Origin of the sequence: Shinella sp., assembly GCF_052438155.1 — a bacterium.
Lineage (GTDB): Bacteria > Pseudomonadota > Alphaproteobacteria > Rhizobiales > Rhizobiaceae > Shinella.
On the sequence record NZ_JBQVPI010000031.1, the window covers coordinates 1 to 20221 of the forward strand.

16 protein-coding genes and 5 pseudogenes are annotated in these 20221 nt (G+C 62.1%); 12 read left to right on the top strand and 9 right to left on the bottom strand.

All coding sequences use genetic code 11. The features are described 5' to 3' along the window. The 5 genes and pseudogenes from ACT6VE_RS29720 to ACT6VE_RS29740 form a co-directional block, all read left to right on the top strand. Nucleotides 1-978, top strand: a pseudogene (locus ACT6VE_RS29720) (IS3 family transposase); the annotation flags it as partial. Then, entirely contained in the window at nt 920-1054 is a 135-nt protein-coding gene (locus ACT6VE_RS29725) for a DUF3363 domain-containing protein (RefSeq protein ID WP_444801904.1), read from the top strand. The pseudogene ACT6VE_RS29720 and the gene ACT6VE_RS29725, both read left to right, overlap by 59 nt. A 150-nt stretch (nt 1055-1204) precedes the next feature. Beyond that, on the top strand, nt 1205-1438 hold the full coding sequence (locus ACT6VE_RS29730) for an MFS transporter (protein WP_444801865.1): 234 nt from the start codon (nt 1205-1207) through the stop codon (nt 1436-1438). 27 nt (nt 1439-1465) lie between these two features. After that, on the top strand, nt 1466-2074 hold the full coding sequence (locus ACT6VE_RS29735) for an MFS transporter (protein WP_444801866.1): 609 nt from the start codon (nt 1466-1468) through the stop codon (nt 2072-2074). Then, nucleotides 2071-2717: pseudogene (locus ACT6VE_RS29740) on the top strand (hypothetical protein). The gene ACT6VE_RS29735 and the pseudogene ACT6VE_RS29740 overlap by 4 nt, the downstream one beginning before the upstream one ends. A 491-nt stretch (nt 2718-3208) precedes the next feature. Here ACT6VE_RS29740 and ACT6VE_RS29745 read toward each other — a convergent pair. Then, nucleotides 3209-6165, bottom strand: a pseudogene (locus tag ACT6VE_RS29745) (Tn3 family transposase). Nucleotides 6166-6340: 175 nt separating this feature from the next. Here ACT6VE_RS29745 and ACT6VE_RS29750 point away from each other — a divergent pair. Continuing rightward, a pseudogene (locus ACT6VE_RS29750) lies at nt 6341-6932 on the top strand (recombinase family protein). Between the two features lie 115 nt (nt 6933-7047). Here the strand turns inward: ACT6VE_RS29750 and ACT6VE_RS29755 are convergent. The 6 genes from ACT6VE_RS29755 to ACT6VE_RS29780 are packed head-to-tail and all read right to left on the bottom strand — an operon-like array spanning nt 7048 to nt 12095. Then, nucleotides 7048-8118 (bottom strand): amino acid ABC transporter permease, encoded by a 1071-nt coding sequence (locus ACT6VE_RS29755; protein WP_444801867.1) that lies wholly within the window; start codon nt 8116-8118, stop codon nt 7048-7050. After that, nucleotides 8115-9308: an amino acid ABC transporter permease gene (locus ACT6VE_RS29760; RefSeq protein WP_444801868.1), complete on the bottom strand. Its 1194-nt coding sequence runs from the start codon at nt 9306-9308 to the stop codon at nt 8115-8117. The genes ACT6VE_RS29755 and ACT6VE_RS29760 overlap by 4 nt, the downstream gene beginning before the upstream one ends. A 9-nt stretch (nt 9309-9317) precedes the next feature. Further along, nucleotides 9318-9827 (bottom strand): protein-tyrosine phosphatase family protein, encoded by a 510-nt coding sequence (locus tag ACT6VE_RS29765; protein ID WP_444801869.1) that lies wholly within the window; start codon nt 9825-9827, stop codon nt 9318-9320. Continuing rightward, entirely contained in the window at nt 9824-10396 is a 573-nt protein-coding gene (locus ACT6VE_RS29770) for a GntR family transcriptional regulator (RefSeq protein WP_444801870.1), read from the bottom strand. Before ACT6VE_RS29770 ends, ACT6VE_RS29765 begins: the two co-directional genes overlap by 4 nt. A gap of 44 nt (nt 10397-10440) precedes the next feature. After that, complete coding sequence (locus tag ACT6VE_RS29775; protein WP_444801871.1) at nt 10441-11022, bottom strand: protein-tyrosine phosphatase family protein; 582 nt, start codon at nt 11020-11022, stop codon at nt 10441-10443. Nucleotides 11023-11051: 29 nt separating this feature from the next. Further along, nucleotides 11052-12095, bottom strand: coding sequence for a transporter substrate-binding domain-containing protein (locus ACT6VE_RS29780; RefSeq protein ID WP_444801872.1), 1044 nt, complete (start codon nt 12093-12095; stop codon nt 11052-11054). 662 nt (nt 12096-12757) lie between these two features. Between ACT6VE_RS29780 and ACT6VE_RS29785 the strand changes: the two genes are divergently transcribed. Continuing rightward, nucleotides 12758-14155: an APC family permease gene (locus ACT6VE_RS29785; protein ID WP_444801873.1), complete on the top strand. Its 1398-nt coding sequence runs from the start codon at nt 12758-12760 to the stop codon at nt 14153-14155. Nucleotides 14156-14261: 106 nt separating this feature from the next. On the opposite strand, the pseudogene ACT6VE_RS29790 reads toward ACT6VE_RS29785, so the two are convergent. Next, nucleotides 14262-14434: pseudogene (locus ACT6VE_RS29790) on the bottom strand (L-serine ammonia-lyase, iron-sulfur-dependent, subunit alpha); the annotation flags it as partial. A gap of 75 nt (nt 14435-14509) precedes the next feature. On the opposite strand from ACT6VE_RS29790, the gene ACT6VE_RS29795 reads away from it, so the two are divergent. Beyond that, nucleotides 14510-14827 carry a hypothetical protein gene (locus ACT6VE_RS29795; protein WP_444801874.1) on the top strand — a complete coding sequence of 106 codons (318 nt, stop codon included), beginning with the start codon at nt 14510-14512 and terminating at the stop codon, nt 14825-14827. Here ACT6VE_RS29795 and ACT6VE_RS29800 read toward each other — a convergent pair. Then, nucleotides 14824-15444 (bottom strand): TetR/AcrR family transcriptional regulator, encoded by a 621-nt coding sequence (locus ACT6VE_RS29800; protein ID WP_444801905.1) that lies wholly within the window; start codon nt 15442-15444, stop codon nt 14824-14826. The genes ACT6VE_RS29795 and ACT6VE_RS29800 overlap by 4 nt on opposite strands. Before the next feature lie 134 nt (nt 15445-15578). Here ACT6VE_RS29800 and ACT6VE_RS29805 point away from each other — a divergent pair, with 134 nt between their 5' ends. From ACT6VE_RS29805 to ACT6VE_RS29820, 4 genes are all read left to right on the top strand, one after another. After that, nucleotides 15579-16544: a BMP family protein gene (locus tag ACT6VE_RS29805; RefSeq protein WP_444801875.1), complete on the top strand. Its 966-nt coding sequence runs from the start codon at nt 15579-15581 to the stop codon at nt 16542-16544. Nucleotides 16545-16622: 78 nt separating this feature from the next. Further along, entirely contained in the window at nt 16623-18149 is a 1527-nt protein-coding gene (locus tag ACT6VE_RS29810; RefSeq protein ID WP_444801876.1) for an ABC transporter ATP-binding protein, read from the top strand. Further along, nucleotides 18149-19255 carry an ABC transporter permease gene (locus tag ACT6VE_RS29815; RefSeq protein WP_444801877.1) on the top strand — a complete coding sequence of 369 codons (1107 nt, stop codon included), beginning with the start codon at nt 18149-18151 and terminating at the stop codon, nt 19253-19255. Before ACT6VE_RS29810 ends, ACT6VE_RS29815 begins: the two co-directional genes overlap by 1 nt. Next, nucleotides 19252-20190 (top strand): ABC transporter permease, encoded by a 939-nt coding sequence (locus ACT6VE_RS29820; RefSeq protein ID WP_444801878.1) that lies wholly within the window; start codon nt 19252-19254, stop codon nt 20188-20190. Before ACT6VE_RS29815 ends, ACT6VE_RS29820 begins: the two co-directional genes overlap by 4 nt. The last annotated feature ends 31 nt before the right edge of the window (nt 20191-20221 follow it).

Genomic DNA, 20221 nt, shown 5'->3' on the forward strand with positions numbered 1-20221 from the left:
TGATCCTGGCGGAGGCCGCCAGGGGAAACTTCTAAGCCCCGCTCGCCGCCGTGCGTGTATAGATCATGTCACCGAGGTGCTGGGCGTGTCCGAACGACGGGCATGCCGGGTTCTTGGCCAGCATCGTTCCACGTGAGCCGCAAGGTCGCAACGACACCAGATGACGAAGCGGCATTGACCGCCGACATCACAGCGCTCGCCCTCCAATATGGCCGCTATGGCTATCGCCGCATCACGGCGATGCTGCACCTGGCGTGTTGGATTGTGAACGTCAAAGGGGTCGAGCGGATATGGCGACGGGAGGGGCTGAAGGTTCCCTGCAAGCAACCAAAGCGCGGTCGGCTCTGGCTGAACGAAAGCTCATGTATCCGGCTTCGGCCGGAATACCCCAACCATGTCTGGTCCTACGATTTTGTCGAGGACCGTACTCACAATGGAAGGAAAATCCGCATGCTCAATGTGATCGACGAGTTCACGCGAGAATGCATCGCCATCAGGGTCGAGAGGAAGCTGAAGGCTGTCGATGTCATCGATGTGTTCTCCGATCTCTTCATCCTGCGCGGCGTCCCGGCACATATTCGTTCCGACAATGGTCCTGAATTCCTTGCCAAGGCTTTGAGGGAATGGATTGCGCTGGTCGGTGCCAAGGCAGCCTACATCATGCCGGGCAGCCCGTGGGAGAACGGCTACTGCGAGAGCTTCAACTCGAAACTCAGGGACGAACTGCTCAACGGAGAAATCTTCTACACGCTCAAGGAGGCGAAGGTCATCATCGAGGGCTGGCGGCAGCACTACAGCACCGTGCGTCCTTACTCTTCACTGAACTACAAACCACCGGCACCTGAAGCCACCGTGTGGCCGCGTCGATGCGCATGTGCGCCGGCTGGAGGCGCTGCGCCGCGCCGGGATCGCCGAACGGATCGACTCCGACCAGTGGCGCATCCCGCGAGATTTCGAAAGTCGCGCCGCCGCCTATGACGCGGGCCGCAACCGGCAGGCCAATATCCGCATCCTCTCGGCCGCCGGGCTCGAACGGCAGATCGGTGCGACCTGACTCGACCGACGGCTGATGACGCCAGACGCTTCCGATCTTGCGCCCGCCGGTTTCGGCCAGCAGGTCACGCGACGTGATCGACCGTCGCCGACAGCATCATAGCGACCATGGCGACGCATCGCGCGGCCCGAACGGCGGCACGCTCTATATGTGCCTGCACTGGGCGCGGTGCAGCGATGGTTTGTCAGTCGTCGTGGTTTTTCCTCCGGCCTTGCGGTCAGCGGCATCGGGGTTGGCACCCTTGTCTTACCACCGTTCGCGACATGGCTGATCTCGTACGTCGGATGGCGTAGCGCCTACACGACACTCGGCATCATCGCGGTCGTGCTCGGTGTTCTGGCGGCTTTGCTGATGGAGGACGATCCGGCGAAGCTCGGGTTGTAGCCAGACGCCGCGCACAGCACACTCGCCTTGCAAGCCCATTCCCCGCAATCAGTCATGTCCGTGGGGCAAGCCGTCCGAACGCAGCGTTTCACTACACTATATCTCGCATCGCTCATTGGCGTGTTTGTCCCTTTCGTCCATCTGACGCCTTACGCGATCGACCACGGCGTTTCCGGAACAATCGCGGTGTGGCTGCTTGGCGCGATCGGCGTCGGCAGCACGGTCGGCCGTTTCTTTCTCGGCGACATTGCCGACAAGATGGGTCGAGAGCGGTTCCTCGTTGCCATGTATATCGGCATGGCCGCCTCTTTCGCGATCTGGGCTGTTAGCTCGTCCTTCTATCCACTCGCTTTGTTCGCGATCGTTTTCGGCCTGTTTTATGGAGGCTGGGTCGCGATCCTCCCGGCGGTAGTGGTCGACCTGTTCGGTGCGCGGCAGGCCGGCCGCATCATTGGCGTTCTCTATACAAGCGTCGCCATAGGCACACTCATCGGGCCGTGCGCAGCCGGCTTCACTTACGATGTCAGCCATAGCTATTTCATTCCGATCGCGGCCAGCGTCGCATCAAACGTCATCGCTGCGATCATCATTGCCATGGCGGCATATCGGGCGGCTGCGCTGAAGGCGGGCAGATGAAGCAGCCTGTTCAATCGGTGCGTGCGGCTGAAGAATTCGGGCGGACACGCTTGTCGCACTCATTCTTTATACGTGATTTCCTTTACAGTGAGATCGCGACGATCGAGGGTTTGCGGAATCTACCCCATGACCGGGAGATCGCCATCGCGGCTGGGCGCGGCCTATACCAAAACCTCCTAGAGCCGCTTCAGGACACGTTCGGTCGCCTCCACATCCGTTCTCTTACCGCTCCCCCGAAGTCAACGCATTTGGCTGCCGTCATCGTTTGAGTTGCGCGTCAAATCACAGGAACATGGCGCGACATATCTGGGACCAAAGAAGCCCTAGCGGCATCGGAGCGGTCGCATGTGTTGTCGTGCCATGGCTAGTCGATCAACTGGATCATGGCGTGAGTTGGGAAGCTATGGCGTGGTGGATTCACGATCACCTCCCTTATAGCGAGCTACAATTCTTTCCGAAGCTCGCGGCTTTCAACATAGGTTGGCATGAAGCCCCGAAGCGGACGATTTATAGTTTTATCCCGCCACGCAGATATCTAACCAAGCCTGGATTTGCTAATCACGAAGGCAGCCACAGTCATTTGTATCCGAGTTTTCCAAATCCACGAAACTTGAAAAAATTTGCTCCATCCGCGCGGTGCTAAATCGAGATGCAACGGCGGCATTCAGCATCGATTTCTGGCCGTCAATGGGGAATGCCGACTTCGCTGCTAGGCTATTCGCAGACCGCAACGATCGCACCCAACTTCAACAGTGCATTGGAAATGCCGTTGCCCTTCAATGGGCATCAGTCACTCACGGCGATATGAGGTTCCTAGACTGACCGGCCAGCTTTACCAGGCATTCCTTCGCGAGACCGTCCCGTGCAGCCTGGGCAACGCCCCGGAGGACTGCCACGCTGCGCGCGCAGGAAATCGAACGCATCCGCGATCCGTCAACCACGATGACGCGTGCGGAAGCCCGTGGCTAGAACCGGCAGGGTGAGGGTCATGCAGTGTCTCACCAAGCTCTCCGAGACCTGGCAGGCGCCCTCACGGCTCGGCGCCCGCATTCCGATGATTTCGCTGATCCAGACATTAGGGTCTGAACAAGATTTGCTCTGCCAGACATGCTAAGGTCGAACGGACGGTGAACGTCATGCAGCCCGGAGGATTTTGCCGGGAAGCAGCAAGGGCCTGAAGCCGTCGGACATCTGCTGCACTGTGTCCCAGGAATAGATGCCGGTGAGATTGATGTGCTCCCAACTGAACGGCGCGACGTGCTTCAGCAGCTCGTTGGGAATAAATTGGCCTCGTTGGCTCAGATGGACCGTTGCCCGGCTGAGATAGACGGTGTTCCAATGGACGATGGCGCTGACGACCAGGTTGAGGCCGGAATCCCGGAATGCCTGACTGTCAAAGGACCGATCGCGGATTTCGCCTTGCTCGTGGAAGAAGACGGCACGCTTGAGCTTGTGCGCGGCGTCGCCCTTGTTGAGCCCGGCCTGACAGCGCCGCCGCAATGCTGGGCTGGAATACCATTCGCTCATAAACAACGCGCGCTCGATGCGGCCAAGTTCGCGCAACGCTTTGGCTAGATCGCTGGATTTCGACGACGCGGAGAACTTCTTGAGGATCGCCGATGGCGCAACGGTGCGCGTCGTGATCGAAGCAGCAAGGCGCACGAGTTCGTCCCAATGTTCCATGATGAGGCGCGGTATTGATCGGCGCGTCGATATGATTTGCCAGCGTTGGATAGGCATCGGCCTTTTCGAAGGTATGGAATTTCCGGTCCTTGATATTGCGGAGCCTCGGCGCGAAGCGCTTACCGATCAGGCAGAACAGCGCAAAAACATGATCGCTGGCGCCTCCGGTATCGGTGAACAGCTCCTCGATCTCCAGAATCGTGTCATGGTCGACCAGGCCGTCGAGCACATAGACGGCCTCGCTTTCGGTCGGGCTGGTCGGAGGATGCTGTAGTAGCCGTATTGGTCGGAAAGCCCGCTATAGAATTTCGCTCCCGGCTCGCTGCCATAATGCAGGTTGATGTCGCTGCGCCTGGCGGTCCGGTCGCTGGCGCGGAAGAATTGCCCATCGGATGAGGCCGTCGTTCCGGCACCCCGGATTTGCGGATGCGGATGGCGCGTATGGGCATCGGCGACGGACGCCTGCGCGGCCCGATAGGTTTCTGAACGGGCATGGAAGCTGCGCATCCAGCCGATCTGGTAGCACTGATCCCCTTCGACGCCCCCACCATGCGTTTCGGGCCGAGATTCGTGCCATCGGCAAGCACGCCGGCGAGCATGGCGGCGATGTTCTGCGGCGCATCTCCCGTCCGGACATGGGTGAACTGGTCGGCAAATCCGGTCCATTCATGCACCTCCCGCAGGAGATCGGATACCTCAATCAGAGGATACATGCCCGTGATTTCGGCATTGAGGACCTCCGCCGCGGCTGGAACGTTGCTGACATGCGGCGTCACGATCAACGTGCCGTTTTCCATCTGCACGCCATCGAGCTTGCCGAAACGGGCGCGCCAGGCCAGCCGTTTGAGATTGACGTCCATCATCTAGACCTCGGCGAGCCAGGCTCCACCATCCTCTGGACACCGAGGCCGAGCTGATCTTGCCCCTTCAGAGCGACAAAGGTTGGCTTCGACATGAGATATTCGTCTATCGGCCGGAACACCGGCTGCCCTCGACCCACATATCCCGCGAACGCAGCCGGTCCCGTAAATGAGCGAACGTGGCGATTTCATAAAGCCGCCGATCCGGCTAGCCGTCGTCGAAATCAGTTTCCTTTCGGTCACACCCAAATGGCCGACCGGCACGCGATCCGGCAGGACACGACGCCCTTCCAAATATAGCATTTTCAGGGTCGCGACTGCCGCAAGCAGCGGATCGTGTCGGCGGCGCGAGCGGAATGTGAACGCCTGAAGGAAGGCCCCCGCGAACTTGCGGATGTTTCCGTGTTGCTCGGCCGCCAAAATTAGCGGCGAAGCGTCGGCGCTCTCCACCATCGCCTCAAGACCGGGTTTGATCTGCAATCGTGGATGCCAGCTGACCTGTCGGTTTACCGTCTCGATTGCGTCTTCATCAGCATCATTAGCGGGGCCTGCAAGGCGACAATCGTGTCGAGGAACAGCCGCAACGCCCTGGATGTTTCCATGCGGGTGTTCATGTGACGCTGCTTTTTCCGGTTGTTCGCCTGCGAAAACAGCCGGCCCTTCAGCTTGATGAACATGGTCACTGCATCGTCGGTGAGCTTCTGGGCGAGCTTGATGATCTGCGCCGCGATCGTCGCGCGCCGACGGCTGGCGCCGAAGTCTCCGGCAAGCCAGGTCGGTGCTGCATCACCTTCCCGAACCATCTGGTCCCATCGTCCGGAGGGGGATGCGGGCCTGCAAACAGGGATCGATCCCGAGCGAACGTAGGAACGCGATGCGCTCCGTCAATCCGACCAGCTTCCCTGCTCCCGGTGCGTCGGGCGCGGAACGCAGCCAGTGAAAGCGCGCCTGCCCGATTGCTGGATCAATGGCCAACAGGGCATCGAGGGTTTTGAGCTTTTCTGGATCGAGATCCGAGATCAGCGCACTCTCCGCACGATGGCGAGCAACGGTGCGGGCCGCAATGCCGATCTTCTCGATGGAATGTTGAGAAGGCAGCAGCGCCTTCCGCTCACGAAAGGCCGTGATGACCGCCATGGCGATCGGCAGCCCCTTGTCCCAGGAAGGCGCCGCCTCGGTCGCGGCCAACAATGCTGCACGACGATCGTAGCGATCCGCTGTATGCAGGCCAAGGAAATTCGTCAGATATCGGCTATGCTCGAACCGAGTTTGCGCACGGTGAGCATAGAAGGAGTAGGAGCGGGGATCTACGCCGGGCTGAACGGCAACATACTCAACTATGGCTGAAGGCGGTTGCTCATCCTCGCCGAGAAGCCGGCCGGTTTGCCGGATGACACAAATCTGGATGGCAAAGCCCAGCTTGTTATGAGGACGGCGACGCAACTCGCATTCGAGGCGATCGGCAGCATCAATCGTATAGTGCCGGATCAAACCGTCCTCGTCTGCCGCCAGACCGAGAAGATTGCGCGCTTCTGCAGCGCTGATCAGTTTCCTTCGCCCACTTGCCTACTCCTTTTACATCCAGCACCCCCTATGAACAGGGGGGCTTGTCCGAAAACAAGCGATTGCCTAGAGGGGCAAAACACCCTGTCCACAAATTACCTTGACGGGTTTTCGAACGGCGCCGATGTTGCGGGCAGCCTATTCGGACGAAATCGACCTCATGCCATGGACCTTCGCTTGTACCCGCGTCTCAACGGCCGGTCAGACCACCGAAAACCAGATTCAGGAGATCGAAGCCGCCGGCTTTCAGGTCGAACCACGACGGAACGTCACCGAAGTCGTTTCCGGCAGCACCGCCACTGTACAGCGCCGTGGCTTTTCCCGGCTGTGGACAAGCTGGAGTCCGGGGACATTCCCATCGTAACCAAGCTCGACCGCCTCGGCCGAGATGCAATCGACGTCAGCACCACCGTCGGGCACTGGCCGAAATGGGCGTAAGGGTCTATTGCCTCGCGCTCGGCGGGGCCGATCTCACCAGTCCGGCCGGCACGATGACCATGCAGGTGTTGAATGCCGTCGCGCAGTTCGAAAGGGATTTGCTGATCGAGCGGACGCACTTCAGCCTCAAGCGCGCCAAGTCAGAAGGCAAGGCCCTCGGCCGCCCTTCGACACTCAGCGACAAACAGAAGCAGGATGTGCGCGACGATCTCGCGACAGGGATAAGCGTTTCAGTCATCGTCAGGAAATTTGCCACCAGCCGGCAGACCATTATACGGGTTCGTGACGAAAGTTCATTGTCCGTTCGATCTTAGCGTGTCTGGGGGAACAAATCTTGTTCCGACCCCATGTAGGGTCGATCGACCTTCAGGCCGTGGCGACACAAGTGACGGTTGGCGCTGCGCTTGCCCTGCGTCGAGCTCGCATGTTTCAAAGGCTCCGCTTCCGTCCCTGTGCCGCCCGTGCGGCAAGGCGGCGGCCGATCCAGGAGAGGTAGGAACAAGACAGCAGGAACCACACGCCGACGAAGACATAGGCCTCGAGCGCCTGGTTTCCCCAAGCGACGTCGCTGAAGGCCATGCGGGCGGTGGCGCTGAGATCGTGCAGGCCGAGGATCACCACGAGGGAAGTATCCTTGTAGGCGCCGATGGTGCTGTTGACGAGGGCGGGCATGGCACGCTCGATGGCCTGCGGCAGCAGCACGAGGCGGGCGGTCTGCCAGAAGCCAAGGCCGAGGGCGGAGGCCGCCTCATGCTGGCCTGCGGGCAAGGCCATGAGGCCACTGCGTACATCCTCGGCGAAATAGGCGGCGTGGAAGAAGACCAGCGCGATCAGCACTGCTACGATCGGATCGATGGCCATGCCCTTGGGCAAGGTCAGCGGCAGCACGAAGACGCCGACGAAGAGCAGCGTCACCATGGGCACGCCGCGCATGATCTCCACATAGGCACTTGCTGCGCGGTGCAGCAGCCGGTGGCGTGTCTGGTAGCGGGCGAGCGCCAGCAGCACGCCGATGGGCAGAGCGAGGGCGAGCGCGATTGTGGAAAGGATGAGGAGGATCGGCAAGCCGTTCCACCTGTTGGCATCGACGGGAGCGAGACCGAAGACGCCGCCGCCCATCAGCACGAAGGACGCGGCCATGCCTGAAAGCCATAGCCCGGCGAAGAGGCGGATATCCGGCCAGCGCCCGCTGACGGCCATTTGGCCGGTGGCGATGGAAAGGCCCAGCAGAATGAGCGAGACGGCCATCGGTCGCCACTGGTCTTCGAACGGATAAGTGCCGAAGAGAATAAAGCGGGATTTTTCCGTCCAGAAGGGCCAGCAGGCGCCGGTAGCTTCCGCGCAGGCAGCCGGGTCCGCGAAGGGTGGTACGGCCGACAGGATGAACCAGTCGGCGACGGCCCAGAGGATTGCGAGCACAAGGCCGCCGCTTGCCAGCGACAGGAGGCTGGAGCCCGGCCGGGAAAGCTGCCGCTGCAGGAAGGCGTTGGCCCGGGTCATCGTGCGTTCCTTCCTTCGCGGGCGCTGATGCGCGCGCTCCACTGGTTCAGCGCGCCTGTCAGTGCAAGGCAGAGCAGTAGGTAGATCGACATGGTGATCAGCATGGTTTCCAGCGGCCGGAAGGTCTGGTTGATCGCGGTGCCGGCTACCGACATGAGGTCGGAATAGCCGACGGCAATGGAGATCGAGGTGTTCTTCAGAAGGTTGGCAAACTGGTTGTTGAGCGGTGGAACCACGGTGCGCAGCACCTGCGGCACGACGACGAGCCGGGTGGTCTGCCCATTCCTGAGACCCAGCGCCGCTGCAGCTTCGATCTGGCCTTTCGGCACCGCCTCGATGCCGCCGCGCAGCACCTCGGCGATCTGCGCGCCATGATAGAGGCCGAGCGTGACTGCAACGGTGCAGAACTGGATGGACAGCGCGACGCCGCCCTCGACGGAAAAGCCTTCCAGCACCGGCCACGAGAGACCGAGCGGCGCAGCGAGAACGATGGCGAGTACCGCCGGGACAGTGATGCAAAGGGCCAGCGCGACCGGCAGCACGGGCACGCGCTTGCCGGTGAGGGTCTGATGACGGGTGGCCCGGCGCGCCCAGAACCAGATGAGAGCCGGAACGAGAACGAGGCTGACGAGGAGCCAGATTGTGTTGCGCGGGTCGTCCGACAGCGATGGCAGGTAGATCGCCCGGTTGGAGATCGTGAAGGGGCCGAGTACCAACGCTTGCCGGATGGCCGGCAGGCCGTTCACCGCGGCGACAAAGATCACCAGCAGGACGAGAATCTTCGGCAGGTTCCGGAAGAGCTCGACATAGGCGAGCGCGAAGAGTCGAGCAAGCGGCGCGGCGCTGACGCTGAGAAGGCCGAGCAGCAGGCCGGCGATGCAGGCAATGACGAGGCTCGCGCAAGCGACGGCTATGGTGTTGGCCAGGCCGGCGAGGATCGCCCGAAGATAACTGTCATTCGCCCCGTAGGGGATGAGCGTTTCGCTGAGATCGAAGCCGGCCTGCTGGGCGAGGAAGCCGAAGCCTGGCTGAATGCCGGCCGTCGTCATGTTGGAATGGACGTTGAAGGCGACGAGCGCGAAGGCCACGAGGATCGCAAGGCAGATGCCGATATCGGCAAGGGAAACGGCAGGCCCCGTCTTGGGCGGACCGTCCTGCGTGGCGTGAGGGTTTTGCAGCTTCCGGTCCATGGGGCACGCTCAGGGGTTGGTTTCGGCAGGCGGGACGAAACGGGTGACCAGCGCCTTCTGCGTCTCGGTCTCCGGCCCGGAGCCGGCGTTGGCGACAAGCGAGGTGGCCGCGGCTGCATCGAGGCCGAGAGCGCGGAGAACGCAGATGGCGAAAGTGCCGGTGCGGCCGATGCCGGCGGCACAATGCACGAAGATCCGGCCACCTGCGGCAAGTTCCCGCGCCGTCTCGCCGGCAAGAGCGAAGAGCCCGGCCTCGTCCGCGGGAACGCCGAAATCCGTGATCGGGAAGCGGGTGACGGGAATATCCATCACCCCGGTGAGGGCGGCGGCATAGCCGGGTGCCTTCTCCGCGATTTCCATAAGGGGGGTGAGACTGACGATGCGGCTGATTTTTTGCGCATGCAGATCGGCGAGGTCGTCATCGAACGGCCGCAGACGGCCGGGCATGGGGCCAAGCCAGAGAGTGCCGGCAATGCCTGAAGGCAGCCGGAGTGGGCGCAGGAAGGGTGTTTGTGTCATGAGCTTTCCGCCGCAAGCTGCGAAAGAAGGGCGGTTGGCGCCTGCGCCGTCGAAACCGCTGCGACGGTCGCGCGCAGGGCCGGGAAGGCCGCGTCGATATCATCATGGGCGGCCTGCATGCGCCAGCGGATCGCCCGCCAGTGCAGGGCGGCATGGGCCTCGGCGGCGATGGGGTCGAGCACCAGGCCGGAGACGAGATCGAGGAGCCTGGCACGGATGGTGAAGTAGCTTTCGACGGGTGTGTCGCCGGGATTGGCGGTGATCTCGCCGATCGTGGCGAGCTGGATGCGGGCGGGCATGGCGAAGCTCGTCGCGCAGCAGCGCGTGCACAGGTTCAACATGTCCGACAGCATGGAGAAATGCAGGTTGCGCTGGGCAGGATCGAGTGTGCTGACCACCGTGCCGACGCCCGAGCGCGTTTCCAGCAGGTGCTCGAAGGAAAGCCGCTGCAGAACCTGGCGGATCGGCGTGCGGCTGACGCCGAACTCCTGCGCCAGCTTGCCCTCATGCAACATCATCGGCGTGTCGGGATGGGTGGTGCATATGCGGAAGCGCAGTTCCTGCAGCATATCTTCCGAACGAGGCGGACCGGATCTCGATGTTTGCGGCAAGCTCACGCTTTCCCCTTTCCAATGCTTTGGCGCGCCTTGGCGCGGCCGTTGTCCTGATTGTGCAGCCAGTCTTCTTGAAGCGGACTTTCGACCGATTCCGGAAAGGCCCGGCGCACTGTCGACAAGGCCTCCTCGACCGAGAGGCCCTGTCCGTTGAGAATGTGAGCGGCGACCATGCCGCTGCGCCCCGCGCCGTAACTGCAGCAGAGCGCAATAGCCCGGTCCTTGGCAAGCAGCGCCGAAACCCGTCCTTCCAGCCGCCGCCAGGCCTGTATCCACGCCGCGCCGGGCGCGGAAAAATCGTCGATTGGCAGGGCGACGAAGGCCATGCCCGCCTGCCTGATACTCTTGCGAAGGAGGAGGCGGAAGCCGGGCGGGCAATCGACGTCGCGCGCCAGAAAGAGGAAGAGAGCGGTCCCGCTGGCGGCAAGCGCTGCAAGCGTCTCGTTGATGCCATTGAGATCGACCCAAACCTCGCCGCGATGATCGATCATCACGCCGGGCGCGCCGAGCGTAATGAGGCGCCCGCCGCCGGGGCAATCGACGGAGGCGCGGATGGATATGGGATCGTCGATATCCGCCACGCCGCCGTTCCTCGTTCTGGCTGTTCGTCTCACCGTATCGGATAGGCGTACATCAGGCCACCTTTGCTGGCCGAGGCGTTCTGGCTGCCTTCGCGCTTCAGGTTGAAGGGCGTCGTGGAGCCGAGATGGCGGTCGAACACTTCACCGTAGGAGCCGACCTGCTTGATGACCTGATAGGCCCAGTCTACGGGCAGCTTAATCTTGGCTGCCATGTCGGCGGTCGCGCCGTCCTTGGCGAAGAGGCGCTGCACGGCCTTCGGCTGCTTGTCGAGATCGGCGACGGCCGCGTCGACATTGCTAGAGTTGATGCCGAACTCGTCGGCATTCAGCATGACCTCGAAGGCCCAGCGGACCACCTTCTCCAGCGTTTCGTCGGGCTGCGTGACCAGCGTCAGCGGCTCGGCGGAGATGATTTCCGGCAGGAGTTCGTAATCGTCGGGCGTCTTGGCGAGGCGACGGTCGGCGGCAAGCGCGGTCATGTCGGAGGCATAGGCGTCGCACTTGCCGGCGAAGAATGCCTGCAGGCGGGCGGTCTTGTCGGCGATGTTCTCAACCTTGTAGTCGAGGCTTTCAGCGGCGAACCAGTCGGCGATGTTGAGCAGCGTCGTCGAGCCGTCCTCGGCGCAGATCGTCGCACCTTTCAACTCCTTGGCGGATTTCACGCCCAGCGCCTTCGGCACCATGAAGCCCTGGCCGTCATAGAAGGTGGTCGCGACGAAGGCGAGGCCGGGATCGGCCGAACGCGTGCCGGTTTCCGTGACGGAGCGGGAGGCCATGTGCGCCTGCCGGGAGACGAGGCTCTTCAGTGAGTCGGAAAAGCCGATGCCGCGGATGTCCGCCTTGCTGGCATCGCCAAGGATGGCGGCGGCCGCCATGCGGCAGAAATCGGCGTTGAAACCCTGGAAGACGCCGGCGCTGTCAGGCACGGAAAAGCCCGGCGCGCTGGGGCTGACCAGGCAGACGAGCTTGCCGCCCGACACCACTTCGTCGAAGACAGGCCCCGCCTGAGCATGGGGCGTGACTGACAGAGCGGCGGCGCAGCCGAGCGCTGCCGCGAGATAAGACCGAAGCATGATGATTCCCCTCCATGTGTAGGTAAAGACAGCTATACCTGTATACAAGTGTAGCGTAGTGGCGGTTTTTTCTGCTGTCAACAGTGGGACGGGATTGAGCTCCCCCGGATTTGGCGCTGAGGTACGGATCGTTTAGCGGTCATACTGAAATCCGGCGCGCCGTCTTCGCCATGCCTTTCAGGCACAGTGCTGCCCAAGGCCGTCATCGCCGTACGGCTATCAGCTTGTTCATGCCATCCTGCGCCGGAATTCTCGGGAACCGGGGCGTTCTGCATTGAACCTCTCGGTGGTCCAGCCCGAGGGGAACTGCAACGCCGGGTCAGCTCTCAGTGGAAATCAATACCTCGGCCGCTTTCATCGCGTCGGCCACCGCATCACCGGCGACAGGACCGGTCAGCGCAACTCACGCGCTGTCGGCTGGGGATAGTTTGCGGATCGTCGCTGGTTGAAAATCTCATCGAATACACCCGTGGATTCGAAGTTGACGAAAGAAATTTTCGCGACTAAAAAATTTACTTAGTAAAATTTTTAAGTGCCTATAATTTTGTGAGGGCTGTGTCGCGTTTCGCTGGAGGAGCCGAACGCGTCGCATAGCGTGACGACCTAAGTCCGAAAGGTTGAAGGTTGCATCTATGTCGGATGCAAAGAGGGGGGAGTGACCAATGTCATCGACGAAAGTGCTAGAAGGATCCGGTCAGAGTCCGGAGTATGACGCAGCGGCAACCGAGGGGGAGGCTCACACGCTCCGGCGGCGACTCAAGGTGTCGCATGTGGTCTGCTTGGCAATGGCAGATGCCTCGCCGGCAATGGCCGTCCTATTGCTGACAGCGGGTGTTTTTCAGGTTGGTGGGACCTTTGGTGTCGGGGCGATGCTGATCCTCAGCGTCGTCGTGGTCCTTATAGCCATGTGCCTCGGCGAGCTTGCTTCGGCCTACCCGTCTACGGGAGGCTCCTATTCGATGGTGCGCAGCGCCCTGCCGGAGCCGCTGGCATGGATCACGCTTTTCAATTTCGTGACACAGGGGATCGTGATCCCGGCGTCGCTGCTTCTGGGGATCCCGATCTTCCTGAAGAACCTGCTTCCATGGATCACCGTGCCGAATGAGGTGATTGCATTTGTGCTCTTGGCCATCTCTGGCGCCATAGCCATCACGAAAGTCGAGATTGGCGCGAAGGTGAACATCGCCATTCTTTTCGTGCAGCTCATCGTGGTCGGGCTTATCGTGCTTGCAGCCTTCGTCGCTCCAGTCCAGAATCCGATCGACGTGGTTTTCCATCCAGTCGTGCTGGAGAACGGACAACTCGTTCCCCTGACCCTTGGTATCGCTCTGGCGACGCTTGCCCCCGCCTTCAACGTCCTGAACGGCTACGATGCCGTTTGCGGTTTCGTCGAAGAACTCAAGGGGGGTGCCCATGATGTCGGCAAGGCCGTTGTCTATGCTGCGATTCTCGCCTCGATCCTCATCACGATTCCGCTTTTCTGCGGCGTCATCGCAGCGCCCGACCTAGTCACTTTCCTCCAGTCGGACGCGCCAATCGTTTCCGCGGTCGAAAGCGCGCTGGGCTCCTGGGCCAGTACGATCGTCAATATCGGCGTCATCGCAGCGCTTTTCAACGCGGCCCTGACGCTCCAAATGTATTTCGCCCGCGGCGTCTTCGCCTCGGCGCGCGATGGCCTGTGGCCACCGGCGATCGGCAGCAAGCTCGCCGAACTGAACCGCTTTCATTCGCCGGGCTGGGGTGTTGCCGCGCTGCTCGTCCCCTCAGTGTTCCTGATCATGATGTCCAGCCTCGACTGGCTCATCATGTTCGCCGGAACTATGATCGCGACGGTATACTTTTTCGTCGGGATTGCTGCTTTCTGGAGCCGCATTTCCCAGAAGGATGTCCACCGGCCGTTCAAGATGCCATTCTGGCCACTTCCGCCCATTATCGTCGTGGCCTTCACCGGCTATGCTCTCGTAACCCAGACTACGGACTTCTTGATCGGTGAATTGGTCCTGGCGGGCGTCGCCGTCGGGTTTTGGGCCTTGTCGAAGCTCTGGCGCAAGGAGGCCTGAGCGGGACATCCGGACTCCCGGATTGTTCAACCCGCCGCAGCTTTCGCGGCGGCGGGTTTTCTACGATTGGATAATGGGGATGGATTGGCAAGCGAAACGCTGGATTTCAGCACTCGGACAGATCCACCGCGAGCCCACCGATCGAAGTTTCCTTGTATTTCTCCGCGATGTCCTGCCCGGCCTGGCGCATTGTTTCGATGCATGGCACCTGTACCGGCCCTGCGACCGGACGCAGGTCATGCCGAGGTGATGCTCCAGCGCGACTTCCGTCGCATTCTCCTCGCTGACCGCCACGACATAGACGAGCAGCCAGTCGGTGGCCGCCAGCGGCTGTGCCCGGTTGGTGCCCCTCTCGTGGCGCAATTGCTGTTGAACCGGGAGGCGAAACCCTGTCGGATCGCCTATCTCAGTTCCAGCCACAGTGCCGTGTTTGCGGCGTTGAGGGCCGGGCTCGGCGTCACCGCCATGGCTGACAGCACCGTCACTGATGATGTCCGGCCTTTGGCGATGGCCGATGGCCTTGCACCGCTCGGGCATCTGGACGTCCGTCTGCACCGCCGGGCGACAGCCGGGCCGGAAGAGGCGATCGATTATCTGGAAACCGACATGGCGGAACGCCTCGGTCAGGCCGGCGGGCTTGCCTCCATTTCCGGGGGATCCGCCGCCCGTTAAAGGGCGGGCGTGGAGAAGAGACCTTGCAGCGCCTTCAGGTCGCTGCGCAGGTGGCTGTCGATATCCTCATCGGCGCGGTTGTCATCGGCGATGAACTGAAAGAACCGGATGTTCTGCAGTGAAAACAGACAATCGGCGAGTGCGCCGCTGTCCACGGTCTCCGGTACGAGGCGGCGGGCCTGGAAGTCGACGATCATCGAGCGCATGAGCTCAACGAGAACACGATCCAGTTCGAGATAGGTTCGACCGAAGTCGCTGCTGCCTTCCTGGATGCTGGCCGAAAGAACCTCGCGCCATGTCGACTTCGCGAGATAGCGCATGGCATGGCGGCGCAGGATCTGGCCGAAGGTGGCGACGGCATCGATGAGGTCGGTCGGCTGGCGCGCGATCATGGCCTTCAGCTGGCGGATCAGCAACTGGTCGCTTTCGCCGACCAGCGCGAGAAGAAGCCCGGCCTTGCTATCGAAGTAGTTGTAGACGGTGACCGCGGAGACGTCGGCATCCTTGGCGATCAGCTCGATCGTGGTCGGGGCGTACCCATCCGTCTGGAAACGCGCCTTTGCGACTTCCAGGATGCGCTCGCGGCGATTTGCTTTTTGCCGTTCTCTCAGTCCCATCAAGGCCATATCACCCGTCTGCCTCCCTGCATGGCTTTTGCCTCCGATTTCCATGATGCGCAACCAAAATTGGTGTTGACAAGATTTTTTAGTGACATAAACTTTTTATGCTATAAAAAATAAAGGGAACGAGCATGAACATTTTCCGACGTTCTTTCTGCTTGCTGGCAACCGCGACGGTTTTGACGGGCCTTGGCCTGTCGGCGCCGGCCTTTGCCGAAAATCTCAAGGTCGCAATCGTCCTGCCGGGCGTGAAGACGGACAAGTCCTTCAACCAGGCGGGTTACGAGGGCGTGGAACACGCGGCCAAGGAACTGGGCCTCGAATTCGCCTATAGCGAGAAGGTCGCCCAGCCGGACCAGCCCGAAGCGCTCGCCGACTATGCGCGGCGCGGTTATTCCGTGGTGATCGGCCACGGCGGCGAGTTCCAGGATTCGGTCGCCAAGGTCGCCTCCCGCTTTCCCGATACCAAGTTCGTTGTGGTGAACGGCACGGAGCCGGGCGGCAACGTCGCGATCATGAGCTTCGATTTCCCGGCGCTCGGCTATGTCATGGGCTATGTGGCCGGCAAAGTCTCCGAGACCGGCAAGGGCGGCTATATCGGCGCGCAGAAGCTGAAATTCTATGTCGATCTCGGCAATGGCTATGCCAAGGGCTTCAAGGCGGCCCGCCCGGACGGTGAGGTGATGACCGCCTGGACGAACGACTGGGATGATGTCGCCAAGGGCAAGGAAGCCGCTCTCAACGAAATCAGCCAGGGCGCGGATGTCGTCTTCCCGTCAATGGACAATGCCGTGGTCGGCAGCCTTCAGGGCGTGAAGGAGAAGGGCAAGAAGGCTATCGGCATCTACTACGATGCAATCTCCGATTGGCCCGATACGGTCGTTCAGTCCGCCATCTTCGACATGCGCGGTGCGCTGCTCACCACGCTGACTGCGGCCAAGGAAGGCAAGCTGGAAGGCAAGGCCTACATCTACGGCCTGGAAACGCCGACGGCGGCGCGCATCGGGACCTATCACGCCTCCGTGCCGGCAGCCGTGCAGGACGAGGTGGCGGCGATTATCGAAAAGATCAAGGCCGGCGAAATCGACTTCCACTGAGGCGTTATGCTTCAGCGCGGGGAGGGTATTCCTCCTCGCGCGCCCCCTTCACCGCTCGCAAGAATCCTGGACTGTGCCATGACCGCGCAAGGACTCCGGCTGGAAAAAATCACCAAGACGTTCGGCGACTTCAAGGCGCTCGACGGCGTTGACCTGACGATCGCGCAGGGAACCGTACACGCCATTCTCGGTGAAAACGGCGCGGGCAAGACCACGCTGATGAACATCCTCTACGGGCTTTACCAGCCTGACGGAGGCCGCATCCTTCTTGATGACAAGCCGCAGAAGATCACCTCCCCGCGCCGGGCGATGGATCTCGGCATCGGCATGATCCACCAGCACCTGATGCTCGTGGAAACGCTGACGGTCGTCGAGAACGTCGTGCTTGGCCTGCCGGGGCAGGGGATGCGGCTTTCCCTCGACGGCCATGCGCGCCGGCTCGCGGCACTTGCCGACAGCTTCGGCTTCGACATCGACCCGCATCAGGAAGTTTGGAAGCTGCCAATGGGCATGCGCCAGCGGGTCGAAATCCTGAAGGTGCTCTATCGCGACGCCCGCCTCATCATCCTCGACGAGCCGACCAGCGTGCTGGCGCCCAACGAGGTGGAGGCCTTCCTCGAAGGCCTGCGGCGGCTTCGGGCGGCGGGCAAGACCATCATCTTCATCAGCCACAAGCTGGACGAGGTGGCGGCGGTGGCCGATCGGGTGACGGTTTTGCGCCGCGGCGTCGTTTCCGCCGACCTTCCCGTGGCAGGCGCCACGCCGCGCGAAATGGCGCGCATGATGGTCGGGCGGGACGTCGTTCTTACCACGCTCGAAAAATCGCCGCCGAAATCGGATGCGGTCCTGGTGCGCGTGCGCGACCTCAAGGCGCGCGACAATCGCGGCAACCAGGCCCTGAAAGGCGTTTCCTTCGACATCCGGGCGGGAGAAATCCTCGCCGTTGCCGGCGTCGATGGCAACGGCCAGGCCGAACTCGCCGAGGCCCTGACCGGCCTGCGCGTGGCGGAAGGCGGCACGGTGGAACTGGCCGGGGAGAACATCACGACCGCCGGCGTCTACGAACGCCGCCATCGTCTCGGCATTTCCTTCGTGCCGGAGGACCGCCACGGCACGGGTCTCGTCCTTGATCTCCCCGTCTATCAGAACGCCATGATCCGCGATTTCCGGGAGGATCCCTTTTCATCCGGCCCTATGCTCAGGACGGCCAGCGCCAAGGCGGTGGCGGAGGACTGGGTCCGGCGCTACGACGTGCGGCTGCAATCGGTGGATCAAGCGATCCGCTTCCTGTCGGGCGGTAACCAGCAGAAGCTGATCTTTGCCCGGGAGGTCGAGTGCCGGCCGCGGCTCCTGGTGATCATGCAGCCCTGCAAAGGCCTCGACGTCGGCGCCATCGAGGCTGTGCATCGCACGGTTCTCGCCGAGCGCGAGCGCGGCACGGCGATCCTCTACATCTCGACCGAGCTGGAACACATCCTGAGCGTCTGCGATCGCGTAGCGGTCATGTGCGCGGGACGGATCACTGGCATCATTTCTCCGGAAGAGGCGACGGCCGAGCGCGTCGGTGCTCTCCTCGGCGGGCTTGTCGAAGCGGAGGTGGCGTGATGCTGCGAGCCATCCAGTATTTTTACGTGTTGCGCCCGGTCTGGGCTGTGTTGGCCGCGCTGCTTGCCGGCGCGGGCCTCATCGCCGTCGCCGGGGTCAATCCCTGGGACGCCTATGCGGCCCTCTTCGGTGGTGCATTCATCGACTATTACGGACTTGCCAGCACGTTGGCGAAAATGTCGCCGATCCTCCTGGCGGGGCTTGCCGTCATCCTGCCGCTCCGGGTGGGCCTGCTCAACATCGGCGCGGAGGGGCAGATCTATATGGGCGGCCTCTTCTCCTCGATGGCGGCGTTGCTCCTACCGGAGATGTCGCCCTATCTTCAGGTGCCGTTCTGCGTCCTCGCGGGTGCGGTCGGCGGCGGGCTGTGGGGGCTCATTCCGGGCTACCTCAAGGCCTATCGCGGCATCAACGAAGTCATCATCACCATCCTTCTCAACTTCATCGCCATCAATCTGGTGAGCTATGTCGCCGGCGGGCCGATGATGCAGGAGGGCGCGCCCTATCCCTATTCGGAAGAAATCCGCGAGGGGCTCTGGCTACCTTACATCATGCCGCAGACCGATGCCCATGCGGGCGTGGTAGTCGGCATCGTGCTCTGCCTCGTGGCCTGGTTCGTCTTCCGCTTCACCACGATCGGCTTCGGGCTTGGCATAATCGGCAAGAACCCGGCGGCAGCCACTTATTCCGGCATCCGCGTGCGGCGCAATGTCGTGGCGGTGATGTTCGTCGCCGGTGCGATCGGCGGGCTCGCCGGCACCTTTGAGGTGCTGGGCCTCAAGCATCGCCTCTACCACCTCTTCTCGCCGGGTTACGGTTTCGATGGCATCGTCGTTGCGTTCCTCGCACAATTGTCGCCGCTGATGGCGCCGATCGCCGCCTTCTTCCTGAGCGGCCTGAAGGTCGGTGGCCTCATCATGCAGCGCGCCGTCGGGCTTGAAAGCACGGTCGTCGAGGCGATCCAGGGCCTCGTCATCATCTTCGTCGCCGCAAGCCTCGCCTTCCGGTTCGACCGGGGCAACTGGCGCCGGTTCCTCGAACGGCGCAGGCTACTGGACACCGGCCTCGCCGAGGGCGCTGCGAACAATTCCGGAGGCAGGTCATGAGTCTGATAGGTGATATGTCGGCCTGGGTGGATTTCCTTTCCACCGTTCTCAGATTGTCCATTCCCATCATCTTCGCCGCGCTCGGCGGGGTGCTTTCCGAGCGCGCAGGGGTGTTCAACGTCTCGCTGGAAGGCTGCATTCTGGGCGGCGCCTTTGGCGCGGCGACGGGCGCCTATCTCACCGGGACGCCAATCGGCGGGCTCCTTGTCGGCCTCTTCGCCGCCGTCGCCATCGGTTGCGTCCTCGCCGGTCTTGCCGTCAACCTCGGCATCAACCAGCTTGTGACGGGCATCGCGATCAACATCCTTGTACTGGGGCTCACTTCCTATCTGGCACGCCTCATATTGGGGGCCGACGCAACATCGACCTTGCCGGGTTTCACGCCACTGGCGATCCCCGGCCTCTCGGCCATTCCCGTCATCGGGCCGGTCCTGTTCAATCAGGATCCGCTTGCCTACCTGATGTATCTGATGGTGCCGCTGACCTACTGGTTCCTGTTCCGCACGCCCTGGGGCCTCATCGTGCGCGCCATCGGCGATTACCCGATCGCCGCCGACACGGTCGGCGTCAGCGTCCCGGCGGTTCGTGCGCTCTGCGTGATTGCGAGCTGCGTCCTCGGGGGGCTCGGCGGCTGCTATCTCGTGCTCTGCCAGGTGTTCGTCTTCACCGAGAACATGAGCGCGGGCAAGGGCTGGATCGCGCTTGCTGCGGTCATCCTCGGGCGCTGGAACCCGGCACTGGTCTTCGCCGCCTGCATCTTCTTCGCCTTTTCGGAGGCCCTGCAACTGCGCCTGCAGTTCAACAATCCGGACGTGCCCTACCAGCTCTTTTCGATGGTGCCCTTCCTAGCCTCTTTCGTCGCGCTCGTCGTCTTCGCCGGCCGGGTGCGCCCGCCGGCGGCCATCGGCAGCAAATATGTCAGGGGCGGCAAATAGGCGCCTCTTTTCCCTCAACCCAACTGAAATG